The sequence below is a fragment of the Billgrantia pellis genome (assembly GCF_008297955.1).
Classification (GTDB): domain Bacteria; phylum Pseudomonadota; class Gammaproteobacteria; order Pseudomonadales; family Halomonadaceae; genus Halomonas; species Halomonas pellis.
This window is the reverse complement of sequence record NZ_VTPY01000001.1, coordinates 378,791-392,520: the sequence shown is the minus strand read 5'-3', so window position 1 is coordinate 392,520 and position 13,730 is coordinate 378,791. Positions and strand designations below refer to the sequence as shown.

The window sequence follows — 13,730 nt, the reverse complement described above, 5'->3', positions numbered from 1 at the left end:
AATTCCGGTCAGATGGAAAAAGGGCCGGCACGGTGCCGGCCAAGGACTGCCGCTGTGATCAGATACCCAGCGCTTGGCGAATGTCGGCCATCAGGTCGATGCCATCCACCACGCGCACCATCTTCTCGACGTCGATCTCGTGCACCCGCGCCCCGTCATGATCTTCGCGGTAGTAATCGAGACGCATGGTCACGGTCATGGTCGCCGGCGTGCCGGGCTGCCAGGTGCCGCGGTCGATGCTGGTGATCTTGCCGCGCATGGTGTGGGTGGTGGGTCGAACGGTACCGTCGTATGACTGCATCGCACCCCGGCCGACGAACGGCACGCTATTACCTTCGGAAACCCCGAACTGGCGCAGCACTTCCCGGTCGTAGGAGCGCAGCACGAAGCTGGTCTCCAGCGCTTCCATGCCCATGTCCAGGGTGATCGGGGCATCCATACCGCCGGCGCGGTGTTCCTCGGTGAGCAGCGTCAGCACCGGGGGCGTGTACTCCATGACCTGCCCGGCATAGCCGCGGCCATCGACCGAGACGGTCATGTTCTTGATGATGTTGCGAGCGGCCATTACGCGAACACCTCCTCGATGTAGTCATTGACCAGCATGCTCCGGAAGGTGATGTGTTCAGCCGGATAGGGCGGGGTGAACTCGAAGTTGAAGTACACCTTGCCCAGCTGGATGTTGGCGGGCGTGTTCAGATCGGGATCTGGCCAGCAGCGCCCGCCCAGCAAGGCGCCCTCGGCCACCAAGCCGGCGATGTAGGCGTTGACGCCCTCGGTCACGTCCTCGACGTAGGTCTTGGTGATGTTGCGATCCACCGCCCACAGGTGCGCGCGCTGGATGCTGTCGTTGATCATGTCGGCCGTGCGGCGCACCGAGAGGAAGTGCCACTTGCTGTCGTCGGTCAGCGAGCGGTTGCCCCACAGGCGGTAGCCGTCCTGTCGGATGATGGTGGCGATGCCGCCCTCGTTGAGCAGATTGGCGCGACTGTTCGCGTCGCCCAGCTTGAAGTCCACCGGCCGTGAGGTGCCAACGATGCCGTTGACCGGCTTGTTGGAGGGCGACCACCAGAAGCCGAGGTCGTTATCGATCTTGGCGATGATGCCGGCCACGCGGGCGCTGGGCGGCTCGCTGGCATAGCTGCCGTCGCTCTGCATCACTTGCACCCAGGGATCCACCAGGTAGACGCGGGCGCTGCCCCAGTCGTTGGCGTACTGCTGGGCTTCGTCATCAGTGGTGTTCGGGCCGTCAGCGACGATCACCGCGCGCAGGCGCTCGGCGATGCCGAGCAGCTCGGCCACCACGGCATTGCGCAGGCCGCTGTCTCGATGATGCGTGAAGCCAGGGGCGCAGAGGATACGCGGCGAGAAGCCGACCACACTCTCGGCGCCAGCCAGGGCATGCACACCCTCGAGGTCGCCGGTAGTGCTGTTCACGCCGCCGATAACGTTAGCCATAGTGCTGGCATCGTCGCTGCCCTCCTCGACTCGCACGACAATGATCACCGCCCCGACCTGGTCGAAGATGCCATCAATCGCTGTAGGCAGAGTGCCTGAGGTGCCCAGGCGGGCCGCCTCGGTACGGGAGCCAGCCACCAGGATCGGACGATTGAGGGGGAACGGCTCGGCTGCACCACCACTGAGCGACTGGAAACCTCGCGCTCGCGCGAGCCCTGTACCGTCGCTGCCCTCCACCGCTGCAGCGGTGACCAGCGCGCCAGCCTCGGCGGAGGCATTGACCGCAGTTACGATGTCGGCGGCCGTGCTGGAAACCGCTCCTTCGACATCAGTGGCCAGCGCGACGGAGATGTCGTTGCCTTCGACGGTGACAGCCAAGGTGGCGGATGCCGAGCCCGGGTCGACGTAGCGCACCCGCACGTTGTTGCCGGCCGTGCCAGCTTCGATGGCGGTGTAGAGGATGCCGGTATTCGCCGGGGCATTGCCCAGCGTGAGCGTGGCCGCCGTGGCGCCTTCGGCATCGGGGGCGGTGCCGACGATGCCGATCACGCCCGAGCGCACGGTCTGGATGGGCCGGGGGCCGGTATCGATTTCGAGAACCTCGACCCCGTGCAGGAATTTCGCCATTGCGGTTTGCCTCTCGCCTGATCAGGTAGTGTTCCGGACGGTAGGCACAGCATGGCGCTCGCGCGGGAGGGGCTCCGCTGGCGGTGGTTCTTATGAAACATGCGCAATTTTGATCACTTGACAGCTACAAACACAAACCTCTGTTATGATCCGCACGTCTCCTACCAACCGACCCGGAAAGCAAGTGATGCCGCGTATCTGCTCTATTGACTACCTGCGAGGAATCATGGCCTTGGCCGTGATGGTTTACCATTTCTTAAGCTGGAGTCTAGGGGTGCCTGATAGCGGTACTCTTGTAGGTCGCTTGGGTGTTTATGCCGTATCAACTTTTTATATCATTAGTGGCATCTCGCTTTATCTCGTTTATCAGAATACAAGATGGAGTTTTAGGGAGATTGGCTCCTATGTATTAAAGCGATACTTTAGAATCGCACCGGCTTTCTGGGTTGCCACGCTGCTGATGATAACGTTTTACGTGTTTAAGAACTCAAGTTTTGTTCCTGACTGGCCTAAGTACGCATCAAACTTTTCTCTTACCTTTGGCTTTTATAACCCAAGGGACTACATTCCAGGCGGAGGGTGGTCAATTGGGAATGAAATGGTGTTCTATGCATTTTTTCCTCTGCTTATTGTTGCGACAAGAAATGCTTGGTTGTTTCTAACTGCATTGGCACTCACTTTCCTGATTTATATTTGGTTCGCCTTCTTTATGTTGTCGCCTCGCGAAACATTAGCTGAGCAATGGAGCCTGTATATAAACCCAATGAACCAGGCTTTTCTATTCGCTCTGGGTGTGGCTTTGGGGTGGCTGCGTGACACGATGGGCAGTCCATCAAAGGTTACTGCGTTCTCCTGTCTTATATTGTCAACATTGCTTTTTTGTTTTTATCCAGCCGAAGGCAACCAGATCGGCATCGTGACAAGCGATAAGCGCATTTTGTTTACCTTTTTTTGTGGCGCTCTGTGCTTTTCCGTGTTGCACTTGAATTTAAATAACACTTTCTTTTCACCAGTGCTGAAGTTTTTTGGTGATATTTCATATTCTCTGTACCTGCTGCATAGCGTCGCTGCCACATATGTGCTACAGCTTTTATTGCCTATTATGGGTGAATTTAGCCCATTTGAGAAAGCGGCTGTACTTTTTATTTTTGTATCGCCGATGTCTATTTGTATATCTTACTTGCTCTATCGATACATTGAAAAGCCCGCAATCAGAGCGGGCAAGAAGATTACATCGTATCGAAAAGCTGGAAACGCAATTGGAGAGACTGCTTAATCTGGCCAGGGATGTTCTGTTTGAATTTCTTCGCGCTCGGTGAGTGCGAGGCTCATCAACCTATCAGATTCTTCTATTTCCCCCAAGTTCTGCTTAATAGTCGCCTCTGCAAGTAATGGGTCTACCCTCTCGCTGTACGCATTGCGCCTAGCTCGATCAACCATAATTTTAGCCAAACTTTTATCAGGGTCATGGAATAAAGCAGGAATGCTCATTTCTAATACCTCGGCGTGCTAGCGATGTAGATGCCAATATGCTGGTTCGTTCCATCTTGAGAGTCATACCAAGCACAAAGCGTCGTGTGATCTATACCAGGTAGCTTCAGCAAACAGGGGTATCCATAGTCAGATGCGCTTACCGTAGTTGCTTCCGAACTATTTATCTTTCCTCGTGATAGTCGACGGCGCGGCTCATCCTGAAATACCCACCTAGGGCGCAACCAAAAGGCTTCTGCGTTCATCCGATTTGCGTAGAGCACATGATCACCAGCTCTGCCGAAAAATGCCCATTGAATCTCGTTGTCGGTGCCCATGCACATGGCCACAGGTGATGGCTCGGTAATACCCGCAGATAGCTCATAGTTGGCTTCAACGACCTGCCATGTCAGTCCACCGTCACTGCTCCTATAAATAAAGTGATGACCGTTGGCTGTTCCACCTGGGTTGTCAATACGCCCCCATGCGATCAAACGGCTATCATCTAGGGTGACTAGATAGGGCTCGTTATATTTCGCTGTTTGGGTCAGGTCATAAATCGTTTTCCGATTCCCCCAAGTTATTCCCCCATCGGTGCTGAACAGCATCCAAGCCTTGTTTTCTTGGTAAAACACCATCCCCAAGCCATTCTTGGTATCCAGCACTTTTCCCCAAGGGACTGGAGTCTCGCCGGACTGAAATAAGCCCTGAAGAGATTGAGCAGCGTTCCAGGTAATGCCATGATCATCACTTGTCTGGAAAAACACATCATCATGGGTCGTATTGTTATCGAGTGTACGAGAGAATGCGATAAGCCGACCGCTGCTGGGGTCTTTGCCAACGGCGGGGTTACGGGTATCGAATCCGTTCACATGATCATGTACGGTGAACTCAGCACTCCAGGTGCGCCCCAGATCGCTGGAGCGTTTCCCAACAATGCGCCCCTGGTTTTCGACATGCCCTGCGCCTCGACGGTAGAGGCAAAGAATATCACCGTTGTCACAATAGACTAGCTGTGGCTCGGACTTATAATCGAGCCCTGTCCCGCTGCTCTCGTCAATTGCACGTTGCGGGAGAGAATATGACGAGTTTCTTCCCATCCTCTGCAGCGCTTGGGCTACGGTAACCGCTGAAGGCGCATGAGATAGCTCTGTACTTAACGCTATCTGGTCATCAGTGTGGGCAGTTTCGGATTGCTCATGCTCAATGACAGCTTGCTTGGCTGCCGAGTCAGCATAATCCCGCGTCGCGAGCACGACGCTGGGGTCGACTTTGAGCGTCACTGCAGCGGTGTCGCTGACCTCGAGTACGAAGCGCACGGTCTGAGTGCGAGAGCTGCCCTCGCTGAGCACAGGCTTGTAGGTCTCGGGGTAATTGCCGATGCCGATCAGATCGCCGTCGACGTCATAGATCCCGATCTCTCGGATGGTCCAGCCGCCGACGTCGGGCGGGAGCACCTGCTCGACCACGATCCAGGAGGGGTTGTCGGGGTCGGTGTGGCTGGTATTGATCGCAGCACGGCGCACTTCGTTGACCAACGCCGTGGCGCTGCTGTCGGGCGTGGGCAAGCTGCCGCCGCCGTCGCCGACGGCCAGCTCGGTTATCTGGATGGTCTGCCCCAGGGCGACGGCATTGGCCAGCTTGTTCTGGCCGATGTCGGTGAGCAGGGTGTAGAACGTGGCCATCTGGTGCTCCTATCGGTTCAGCTTCAGGGCTGCGGGTAGACAGTGGTGGTGTCTGTGCTGTCAGTCCCAGCGCCCAGGTAGAACAGGCCAGTCACTTCTGTCTCGGCAGCGACGAAGGGCAGCACGGCGGTGACGTCGCCGTCGTAGACGGTGGCGGCCAGGTAAACGATGCCCTTGCTCTCGCCGGCGAGATCCAGCCCGGTGATGTGGCGCGTGAGGGGCTTGGCGTCGTCGATGAGACGCTCGAGCTCGGTGTACATCTCGTCGGTGATACCGGTGTCGAGGACGCCGATCTTGAGCGCGAAGGTGCCGGGTGTGCCCATCGGGTTGGTTTCCCACCATTCGGTTACTTCGAGCAGATAGCCGAGGGGCTCGACGACGCGGCGCAGCGCGCTGATCGTGCCTTTCTTCCTATGCACGTAGAAGCTGGTGGCGATCACGTCGCGCTTGGCGGCGGTGCTCCATGCCGGGTCCCAGCGGTCGACGCTAAACGCCCAGGCGAGATAGGGCAGCAACTTCGAGGGGCAGGTGTATGGGTTCCATAGCTGACGCAGCATGACCGGCACACGCTGGATCTCGGCGAGGGCCTCGGCGGCGGCTCGCTCGAGCGGTGTGGCATTAGGCGGCAGCAGGCTGTGGCTACTCATCGCTGCCCCCGATCAAGACCGCGGTACCGGTGCAATGGGCGGCCTGGGTCTCGTCGAGTACGACGTCGGCGGCGGGGGCGGTGAGCTCGACGCGCTGGACGCCTTCGACATGCAGGGCGGCGAACAGCGCCGAACGGCGAATGTCTCGCCCGATGCGGCGTTGGGCGCTGATGTAGCGCTGTAGCGAGGCCTCGGCGGCTTCGAGAATGGGCTCCTGCTCGGGGCCGGGGTAGACGTAGAGCGTGGCGTCGACGCTGTAGTTGGAAATGGTGGCCGACTGCACGGTGAGCCGGTCGCCGAGCGGGCGGATGTCCTCGGCGCTGAGCGCGGCGTCGACGATGTCGATCAGCTCCTGGCTGGCCGTGCCGTCGCCTTCGGTGCTGAGCAGCGTCACCAGCGCTTCGGTGGGCGCGGGGCTGATGGCAGTGGCATCGGCCACACGGCCGTCAGCGCTGCGGGCATGAAACACATAGGCACCGCGCGGGCCGGCGACGCTGAGGCCTTCCCAGGCTTGCTGCGCACGTAGGCGCAAGTCGTCGTTGCTCTCGTAGGTGGGCGGTACCGGAGGCGTTGCGTCGGGATCGCCCGGGTCGATCATGAGACGCTCAACTTCGAAGTTGGCCACCAGGTTGTCGAGATCCTCATCGCGGCTGTAGGCGAGCATGACGGCCTTGGCGGCTTCGTTGACACGCTGCCGCCAGACGAGCTCACGATAGGCCGACTCCTCGAGCAGCTTGGTCAGCGGCTCGCTCTCCAGCTGTAGGGTCGCCTCGACCTCATCGCGGCGGCTGGCCGGCACCAGGTCGAGTAGCTTGGTCTTTCGCTCGGCGAGGATGGTTTCGTAGTCCAGGGACTCGACGACATTAGGAGCGGGGAGTTGTGCCAGGTTGATGGTACCTGTCATCCGTTCACCTCAATGCCGTCAAGATTGATGGTCTGTCCGGTGGGCACGTATTCCCCTTCGAGATTCAGGGTGACCGAGCCAGGAGCGGCACTGGCGACACGAACCCGGGTCAGCTTGAAGCGCGGCTCCCAGCGCGCGACCGCCTCGGCAGTGGCGGCGTAGAGCTCGACCATGGTGGCGTTGTTCACCGGCGCATCTACCAGCTCATACAATCGCGAGCCATAGTCGCGACGCATCACCCTGGTGCCGATCGGCGTGGTCAGGATGTCGTGCAGCGACTGCCGCAGGTGGTCGATGCCGGAGAGGGGGCGCCCGGTCTGCGCATTCATGCCGTTCATGGCTGTGAGGATGCGCCAGCAGGGTCAGCCCCTCCGCTGGCGGTAGTTCTATTGCGGCTAGACTGGCGTGTCGGTATTGGAGGAGCCGGAAGCTACCCCGCCGTGGCGATGGCTATCGCCTACGTCGGTGCCGTTGTGGGTCAGGCTGGAGCCGTTGATCTTGACTCCGCTCGCATCCAGCTCGAGGGTGCTGCCGTTGCTGGAGAGCAGGATTCGGTCGCGGTCCATGGTGATGCGGCTGCCGCCGGTCTCGCTGAGGTACTCGTGCGCGGCGCTGTCGTACTGGAAGCGGGCGCCGTCTTCGAACTCGACCAGGTCGAGGTCGGGATTGTCCGAAGGTGCCGACAGCGCCGAGCTGTAGAGCATGCCGGCAATCACAGCCTGGGCAGGGTCGCCGGAGGGGCTGACAAGCACTACCTGCTGACCTTCGCGCAGCGGGCGCCAGCGCCGGAAGTTGCGACCCATCTCGACCGGCCACGCCAGCCAGGCGGTGCGGATCTCCCCCACCTGAACACGGAGCTTGCGGGAGGTGTGATCGACGGCGAGGATGGTGCCGACCATGACCATGCCGTTGAGGCGCCGCTCCAGCTCGCCCAGCCGATAGGCCTGGTTCACGCGCTACCCTCCTCATACTGGCTGCCATCCTGGCGGGTGTAGAACTCCTCATTCTCGGGGCCGATCAACGGTGACACACCGACCCATACCTCGGTGGGCGTCTCGCCATCGTCGATCCACTCATTGGCGCCAATGTGCACGATCTGGGCCCATTCGATGCGCCACACGTGGTACTGGTCCAGTTCCGGCGAGAAAACGTCGGGCTCGCACACCAGCACGCGGGCAGGCTCGACCGGCAGCTCCCACTGGTTGTGCTGAATAAAATGCGCCAGCGCGGCGGTGTTGCGACGAATGACCCGCCCTTGATTGTCACCGCGAAAGCCGACCACGTAGCGCAGCTCGAACTGCAGCTCGAGCGCCAGCTGGCCGGTACCGGGGTCATCATCGGGCGCGGCTGGCATCGAGGTGAGCTCGATAAGCGCCGCCGGGGCCAGGATCCGCTGCCGGTCATCGGGATAGTCAGCCACGGTGGCCAGTTCGGGAAACGCGGCCGCTATCTGATCGAGGATGGCCTGGTGAAGCTCGTCAAGGCTAATCTGGGTGTCTGCGTTCATCGCGACCTCATGTAGTCGACTCGGCGCTCCAGGTCGCGGCTGAAGTGCTGCCAAAAGATGTCGTTGAGCTTCACAAACACCTCGTCCTCGACGAAGACATCCGCCTTGTCTTTGATGGGTAGCTGCGCCTCGCGAATCGGGTAGCGCGACCCCCGTACCCGCTGCAGGATGGTGCGCTTGCGGGCGTACCGGCTGGCACCGATCCAGGCGCGGTCAAAGCTATGGCTCCCAGCCGGGCCGGAATAGGCGGCGCCACCGCTGCGTGGCGTGGCGCGCCCCCGGAACTCACTGACCGGCAAGTCGTTGAGGCCGTACCACAGCCGAACGCTTCCCATACCGCCCTGGCCGCGAATGCGCAGGCTCTTGAGGCGACGCCTCACGGCGGCTACACGCGCCAGTCCGAGATGCGACTGCAGGCCTTTGCTGGAGAGCTTACGCAGCGTGGCGGCGGTTCGGGTCAGGGCGCGATTGTAGGCGGCACGCACTTCTTTGGGCATGGCGCCCAGTTCGTCGGCGATGCGCTGCAGGTCGCCCGCCTCGATCTCGAAATCAAGCATGGGGCCTCGGTGCCAGGTCGAGCATGGCCATGCCGGTACCGTCGCCTTGGGGGGCAGTCATCACGTCATAGGTGATGCCATCGACAGCGCAGGTGTCGCCGCGATTCACGCCAGGCACGTCGGACTGCTTGCACCACAGCCGGGGACTCTCGGTGTCCATGCGGTACTCGCCAAGCTGGGCGTCGAGATATTGGTCTTCGTAGATGCCGGACAGGGAAAGCACCGTGCCGTCCGCCCGGGTCACGGTCACGGCTGTCGCGAACTCCTCTTCATCGAGGAAATAGTCGAGGTTCTCCCAGTCCGGCGCCGGCATTACTCGTCGCCCTCAGCCTCGGCGGCTTCGATGGCGGCAATCAGCTCGGCCTTCTTCATCTTGTCCGCGCCTTCGATCTCGTACTCCTTGGCGGTGGCCTTGAGTTCCTCAACAGTCAGCTCCTCGAGGGCGGGCGCTTCGGCCTCTTCAGCTGATGCGCCAGCCGCGTCAGGGCCAGCGGCCACGATCTTGGCCTTGCCACGACGCACCAGGCTCAGAGCGTCAGCCTCAGGCACGCCACGTACAGTCTTCTTTGGCGTGATCATTTTGCCCTTCACCATGAAGGCGCTGGTGCACTCAAGATCAAGCGTCTTGGTCTTCTTGCTCATGGGGCTATCCTCATGCATTGACGGCTCCGCGGTGTGCGGGGCCGTCAGCCAGTGGCTACCGATCAGGGCGCGACGTAGCGGCCCAGGCAGAACGATTCGACCCGGCGAGTCACCATGTCGACGTCCTGGAACACCACCAGACGAGTGCCGCCGGACTTCGACAGGCTGTAGGGATCGACGGTCAAGTCGAGGCCGCCCCACATGCCGATGATCAGGTCGGCGAAGTTCCCGAAGAAAACGTCCCCGCTCTGGATCTGGTTGGTCACCTCTGTGCGGTAACCGTTGACCGTGTTGCCCGGTTCCCAGATCGGGCTGCCGTTGGTGCCGTCGAACTTCTCGGTGGTCTTGTAGTGGCCACGCATGCCGCTGGCCATGACATAGCCCATCGAGTTCACGTCAGCGTTATCGGCAGCGATCTCGCTCTCCATCTGCACCGTTTCGGCGTAGGTGGGCTTGCCCGTGGTGGCAAAGTTCACCGCATTGATGCCGGAGACGTTGGCGATGCCGGTAGGCTCGTCGCCGCCTGAGCCGTAGAAGCCCGCCAGGTCGATGGCCAGGGCAACTGCCGCCGCCAAGTCGTTTCGCACGATGCGCTCGGCGTCCGGCGTGGACTGGAGCATCAGGCGGCGAGTGATGTCGGTGAAGGCCGCGACGGTCTTCGGTGACATGGTCAGCTGCCCAATGGTCGGTGTGCCCTCGGTGGCGTCGACGCCCTCGCCGACCCAGTAGGCAGTGGCGCCGCCGGTCTGCTTCGGGATCTCCACGTTGCCGACCAGGCCACTCATGGTGGTGGCCAGGCGCATCAGCGCGGTGCGGTTGCGCAGCATCTCGATGAAGCTGCCGGCCATGTACTGGGTATCGACCAGGTTCTGGCCGGTCTGGGCGCCAGTGGGCGTGTCAGCAGCGCCACCGGCGTTGAACGCACGGGAGAGCACGTCATCGGGAATCAGAATACCGCGCGCCTGCTTGCCGTATTGCCGCTCGGCCTCCTGGGAAAGCTCCAGCTCGAACGCCGCGGCTTCCTGGGCGCGCTTGTCATTCGGATTGGCCAGCGCGCGCACCACATTCATCATGGAGTAGCGCTTCAGGTCCTTGTCGGTCATGCCGATGCTGGATGAGCGGGTCTCACCGCCACCGTTATCGGTGACCGGCTTGGAGCGCTGGCCGTGCATCTCCTCGAGCAGGGCGCGCTGGAAGTCCTCGGGCGTCTTGCCCTCACTGACGAAGCGGGTAGCCAGCTCGATGTTCTCGTACTGGCGGCCCATGTCCATGATGCCCTTCACGCGGGCTTGCTCTGCCTGCTTGCCGGCGTCACGGGCCTGAGCCTGGGCGTCGCCTGCGCGCTCGATCATTTCGAGCACTTCGACGATGTTGCCGTCGGCGTCGACCTTGGCGCGAACCAGGTTGCCCTTCTTGTCGCGCAGGATCTTCTCGTTCATGTCGCTTTCCTTCCGGTGTGTTCGGGATGCGCCAGCAGCGCCGCTAGGGTCATTGCTGGCAGTATCGGGGCCACCTTTACCCGCCTCCGCTGGCGGTGGTTCCGCTGAGCGCCCCACGCCCACCGAAACATCCGCCGGCACGGAGACGATGCTGATCTCGTGCGGCTCCCAATCGGTGACGCGCACCATGTCGGCCTGCCCCGCGCGCTCCTCGACCTCCACCTTGTGGATCGAGTAGCCCACCGAGACAAGCCGACGGATGCCGTCGACCACGTCCTGCCACACCTCGGAAGCTCGTGCGCCTCGCCCGAAGCGCACCACCGCCCGGCCCCGCCGGTCGGCTCCCACGGTGACAGACTCCACCACGCCCACCTGGTCGTCCCAGTCGTGATTGACCAGAACGGCCGCGCCTCCCTCGAGGCGTTCGGTGCGCATGGCGCCTTCGCTGTGATCCAGCACCTCGATGCCGAACCACCGCTCCACCTCGGCCTCGCTGGAGAATGCCAGCTCGACCGTGCGTTTTTCTTCGTCCAGCGCGCGAACCTCGGCGACCTGAAGGTCGCGGCGCAGGCCTTCGGCCTTCAGCTTGCGCAGCTGCTCATCGGTGACACCACGGCGCTGAAAGCTCCCTTCCAGCTGGCGGGCCTTGTCTGACGGCTGAGGCGTTGCGGGCCGGTGCAGCCGGTCGCGGGTCTCGCGCTTATCCTTCATTGCTCGTCTCTCCTGCGGTTTCGCCCTGAGGCGTGCTGCTGCCGCTGTTCATGGTGGGGTCGCCCAGGGTGGCGTCGACCAAGGCCTCCGGGATGCCGGCGTCGATCATGGCCTGTCGATCGGTCGCCCACTGGCGCCATACGGTGCGAGGGTCGCCGCCTCGCTCACGGATCACTTGCGAGGGGCTCTTGATCTTGTTGGCGATGTCGCGGGCGGCGGTCTTGCTGTCCTTGTCGGGGTCGACCCAATCCCAGCGCCGCGCCTGCCAATCGTGTTCGCGGTACTTCTCGATACGCTCGGGGCGCAGGGTGGCGCCGTTGGTGCCCGGCACCGAAATACCCTTGAGCAGGGCGCGGGGCAGCCAGGCCTGAAAGACAGGCTCGAGCAGCTGCTCGATGAGCCACTCCTGCAGATCCATCCACTGGTCGCGCTCGGTCAGCACGCCCTGGCGAATGCTGGAGAAGTTCACGCCTTCGAGGTCGTTGGCGAACGAGTTGTAGGAGACACCCAGGCCGGTAGCGATGCCGCGCAGGCTCTGCTTGGAGAACGGCGCCAGCTCCCCGCTGGGGAACTGTGGATCCCAACCCTTGAAGCGCAGGCCGGCGGGCAGCTCTTGGTAGCTCCCGGGCTCGGCGTCCATATAGAGCGGCTCGTCGGTGTCTTCCTCGTCGCTGGGCCCCATGCCCTCGTCCCACTCGAAGAAGCCCCCCTTGGAAGCGGAGACGCGGGCATTGACCAGGGCCGCCTTCTCGAAACCATCCAAGTGATGTAGGCGCATCACGGCGGTCACCATCCACGGCAGGCCGCGGCGCTGGCCAACGAGGTCCTCCAGGAAGCCGTGGATCAGCTCGTCAGCCGGGATCTCGACGTAGTTGCGGCCACCGAAGCGGTAATCGCTCTCGGCCGGGTCGACGGTGCCGAACAGATAGGCCACGGGCCGGCCCCAGCGGTTGTACTTGATGCCTTGGCGGATAAACTGGCCGTCAGGCAGGCGATCTTCGTTGACCTCGACGGGGCAGCGCTGGGGATCGAGCACCTGCAGGGCCACGCCCCAGGGGTTGAGATCGCGCCCGTAGACCAGTCGAAACATGAACTCGCCATTGGTCGCGGCATCCTCGGCGGCACGCGCCAGCAGCTGGCGGAACGAACGCCGGCCGCTCACATCGCAGATTCTCCTGTCGCACCACTTCTCGAAGTCTGCCTCGATGGCGTCGTTGGCTCGCTCGTCGAGCGTGCCGTCTGCATCACGCGCCTGCGCCTGTAGCTGGATACCCTTGCGGCCCACCAGGTTCTGGCGCACCTGGCGCACGAAGCCGCGAGCGTAGTCGTTGGTCAACACCAGGTGGCGTGAGCGTGCCACCAGTGCGCGCTGGTTCTTATCGATGAAATCGTCGGCCGGTACCGGCACGGTGGGCATATCACCAGACAGACGATCGGCACGCGCCTGTCCCAGCAGCGAGCGGGCAATGGCGCGGGGAATCTGGCGCATACGGGACATACGCGGCTTCTCGGCGATGGGGTCCGCCTGCCGGCGCTGGAAGAGTTTAAGCACGGCCGAACCTCGCTAGCACTTGCCGGCCCAGGGTGTTGCGGCCACGCTGCGCAGCTCGCTGCCGGCGCACTTCCTCCCGATACCGATCTCTTAGCTTAAGCAGCTGCTCAAGCGGGGTGCGACGCCACTCGCGGTTGTTGATGCGATAGCTGTCTTGATCCTTCCTCGCCCGAAACTCGATCTCTTCTTCGACTGCTGCCAGAGTGCGCTCTGCATGGGTGCGCCCATCATGCTCGGCGGTAACGCTGGCCAGATCGAGCTCAACGGTAAGAGTGCCGTCTTCCAGCTCGTGCACTTCGGTACCGTCAGTGGCGCGAAGGCTGTACCAGTAGGCGCCGGCCTTCCAGGAGGCGCTGTCGGCCGCCGTGACAGCAAAGGCGTGAACCGTGCCGTCAGGCGTTGAGGTCAGGTCACGCTGTTCCGGGCCGCGCAGCAGCAGCGTCAGCGACCACTCGGGCGGCGGGTAGGCGGTCAGCGCGACCGTGAGCGCCAGCGTGGTGCCTGCCGTGAAGCTGTCCGGGATGTAGGGCATGC

At 62.1% G+C, this 13,730-nt stretch carries 16 protein-coding genes; 1 reads left to right on the top strand and 15 read right to left on the bottom strand.

Annotated features, from left to right (window positions below; translation table 11 throughout):
* Positions 1-58: 58 nt before the first annotated feature.
* Together F0A17_RS01950 and F0A17_RS01945 are read right to left on the bottom strand one after the other, a co-directional pair.
* On the bottom strand, positions 59-565 hold the full coding sequence (locus F0A17_RS01950) for a phage major tail tube protein (protein ID WP_149326647.1): 507 nt from the start codon (positions 563-565) through the stop codon (positions 59-61).
* Positions 565-2,082: a phage tail sheath subtilisin-like domain-containing protein gene (locus F0A17_RS01945; protein ID WP_149326646.1), complete on the bottom strand. Its 1,518-nt coding sequence runs from the start codon at positions 2,080-2,082 to the stop codon at positions 565-567. The genes F0A17_RS01950 and F0A17_RS01945 overlap by 1 nt, the downstream gene beginning before the upstream one ends.
* Before the next feature lie 187 nt (positions 2,083-2,269).
* On the opposite strand from F0A17_RS01945, the gene F0A17_RS01940 reads away from it, so the two are divergent.
* Positions 2,270-3,358: an acyltransferase family protein gene (locus tag F0A17_RS01940; protein ID WP_187774589.1), complete on the top strand. Its 1,089-nt coding sequence runs from the start codon at positions 2,270-2,272 to the stop codon at positions 3,356-3,358.
* Here F0A17_RS01940 and F0A17_RS01935 read toward each other — a convergent pair.
* The 13 genes from F0A17_RS01935 to F0A17_RS01875 all read right to left on the bottom strand — a co-directional run bounded on the left by F0A17_RS01935 (position 3,355) and on the right by F0A17_RS01875 (position 13,728).
* The gene (locus F0A17_RS01935; protein ID WP_149326644.1) at positions 3,355-3,573 is read right to left on the bottom strand and encodes a hypothetical protein; all 219 of its coding nucleotides are present in this window, start codon (positions 3,571-3,573) and stop codon (positions 3,355-3,357) included. The two genes, F0A17_RS01940 and F0A17_RS01935, sit on opposite strands and share 4 nt — an antisense overlap.
* Before the next feature lie 2 nt (positions 3,574-3,575).
* Positions 3,576-5,237: a phage tail-collar fiber domain-containing protein gene (locus F0A17_RS01930; protein ID WP_149326643.1), complete on the bottom strand. Its 1,662-nt coding sequence runs from the start codon at positions 5,235-5,237 to the stop codon at positions 3,576-3,578.
* 23 nt (positions 5,238-5,260) lie between these two features.
* A complete protein-coding gene (locus F0A17_RS01925; protein ID WP_149326642.1) occupies positions 5,261-5,884 on the bottom strand; it encodes a phage tail protein I in 624 nt (207 codons plus the stop codon).
* On the bottom strand, positions 5,877-6,788 hold the full coding sequence (locus F0A17_RS01920) for a baseplate assembly protein (protein ID WP_149326641.1): 912 nt from the start codon (positions 6,786-6,788) through the stop codon (positions 5,877-5,879). Before F0A17_RS01920 ends, F0A17_RS01925 begins: the two co-directional genes overlap by 8 nt.
* On the bottom strand, positions 6,785-7,117 hold the full coding sequence (locus tag F0A17_RS01915; RefSeq protein ID WP_228716771.1) for a GPW/gp25 family protein: 333 nt from the start codon (positions 7,115-7,117) through the stop codon (positions 6,785-6,787). Before F0A17_RS01915 ends, F0A17_RS01920 begins: the two co-directional genes overlap by 4 nt.
* Positions 7,118-7,183: 66 nt before the next feature.
* Positions 7,184-7,741, bottom strand: coding sequence for a phage baseplate assembly protein V (locus tag F0A17_RS01910; protein WP_149326639.1), 558 nt, complete (start codon positions 7,739-7,741; stop codon positions 7,184-7,186).
* Complete coding sequence (locus F0A17_RS01905; protein WP_149326638.1) at positions 7,738-8,295, bottom strand: hypothetical protein; 558 nt, start codon at positions 8,293-8,295, stop codon at positions 7,738-7,740. Before F0A17_RS01905 ends, F0A17_RS01910 begins: the two co-directional genes overlap by 4 nt.
* Positions 8,292-8,852 carry a phage tail protein gene (locus F0A17_RS01900; protein WP_149326637.1) on the bottom strand — a complete coding sequence of 187 codons (561 nt, stop codon included), beginning with the start codon at positions 8,850-8,852 and terminating at the stop codon, positions 8,292-8,294. Before F0A17_RS01900 ends, F0A17_RS01905 begins: the two co-directional genes overlap by 4 nt.
* Positions 8,845-9,165, bottom strand: coding sequence for a head-tail joining protein (locus F0A17_RS01895; RefSeq protein WP_149326636.1), 321 nt, complete (start codon positions 9,163-9,165; stop codon positions 8,845-8,847). Before F0A17_RS01895 ends, F0A17_RS01900 begins: the two co-directional genes overlap by 8 nt.
* Complete coding sequence (locus F0A17_RS01890; protein WP_223111487.1) at positions 9,165-9,494, bottom strand: Rho termination factor N-terminal domain-containing protein; 330 nt, start codon at positions 9,492-9,494, stop codon at positions 9,165-9,167. The genes F0A17_RS01895 and F0A17_RS01890 overlap by 1 nt, the downstream gene beginning before the upstream one ends.
* Before the next feature lie 62 nt (positions 9,495-9,556).
* A complete protein-coding gene (locus F0A17_RS01885; protein WP_149326634.1) occupies positions 9,557-11,644 on the bottom strand; it encodes a phage major capsid protein in 2,088 nt (695 codons plus the stop codon).
* The gene (locus tag F0A17_RS01880; protein ID WP_149326633.1) at positions 11,634-13,196 is read right to left on the bottom strand and encodes a phage portal protein; all 1,563 of its coding nucleotides are present in this window, start codon (positions 13,194-13,196) and stop codon (positions 11,634-11,636) included. The genes F0A17_RS01885 and F0A17_RS01880 overlap by 11 nt, the downstream gene beginning before the upstream one ends.
* Positions 13,189-13,728 carry a hypothetical protein gene (locus F0A17_RS01875; protein WP_149326632.1) on the bottom strand — a complete coding sequence of 180 codons (540 nt, stop codon included), beginning with the start codon at positions 13,726-13,728 and terminating at the stop codon, positions 13,189-13,191. The genes F0A17_RS01880 and F0A17_RS01875 overlap by 8 nt, the downstream gene beginning before the upstream one ends.
* Positions 13,729-13,730: the final 2 nt, after the last annotated feature.

Excerpts from the sequence above, each read along its gene's own strand:
- F0A17_RS01935 (WP_149326644.1), bottom strand. The coding sequence starts at position 3,573 with ATGAGCATTCCTGCTTTATTCCATGACCCTGATAAAAGTTTGGCTAAA.
- F0A17_RS01900 (WP_149326637.1), bottom strand. The coding sequence starts at position 8,852 with ATGCTTGATTTCGAGATCGAGGCGGGCGACCTGCAGCGCATCGCCGAC.
- F0A17_RS01890 (WP_223111487.1), bottom strand. The coding sequence starts at position 9,494 with ATGAGCAAGAAGACCAAGACGCTTGATCTTGAGTGCACCAGCGCCTTC.
- F0A17_RS01940 (WP_187774589.1), top strand. The coding sequence starts at position 2,270 with ATGCCGCGTATCTGCTCTATTGACTACCTGCGAGGAATCATGGCCTTG.
- F0A17_RS01915 (WP_228716771.1), bottom strand. The coding sequence starts at position 7,117 with ATGAATGCGCAGACCGGGCGCCCCCTCTCCGGCATCGACCACCTGCGG.
- F0A17_RS01930 (WP_149326643.1), bottom strand. The coding sequence starts at position 5,237 with ATGGCCACGTTCTACACCCTGCTCACCGACATCGGCCAGAACAAGCTG.
- F0A17_RS01895 (WP_149326636.1), bottom strand. The coding sequence starts at position 9,165 with ATGCCGGCGCCGGACTGGGAGAACCTCGACTATTTCCTCGATGAAGAG.
- F0A17_RS01885 (WP_149326634.1), bottom strand. The coding sequence starts at position 11,644 with ATGAAGGATAAGCGCGAGACCCGCGACCGGCTGCACCGGCCCGCAACG.
- F0A17_RS01920 (WP_149326641.1), bottom strand. The coding sequence starts at position 6,788 with ATGACAGGTACCATCAACCTGGCACAACTCCCCGCTCCTAATGTCGTC.
- F0A17_RS01875 (WP_149326632.1), bottom strand. The coding sequence starts at position 13,728 with ATGCCCTACATCCCGGACAGCTTCACGGCAGGCACCACGCTGGCGCTC.
- F0A17_RS01945 (WP_149326646.1), bottom strand. The coding sequence starts at position 2,082 with ATGGCGAAATTCCTGCACGGGGTCGAGGTTCTCGAAATCGATACCGGC.
- F0A17_RS01905 (WP_149326638.1), bottom strand. The coding sequence starts at position 8,295 with ATGAACGCAGACACCCAGATTAGCCTTGACGAGCTTCACCAGGCCATC.
- F0A17_RS01925 (WP_149326642.1), bottom strand. The coding sequence starts at position 5,884 with ATGAGTAGCCACAGCCTGCTGCCGCCTAATGCCACACCGCTCGAGCGA.
- F0A17_RS01950 (WP_149326647.1), bottom strand. The coding sequence starts at position 565 with ATGGCCGCTCGCAACATCATCAAGAACATGACCGTCTCGGTCGATGGC.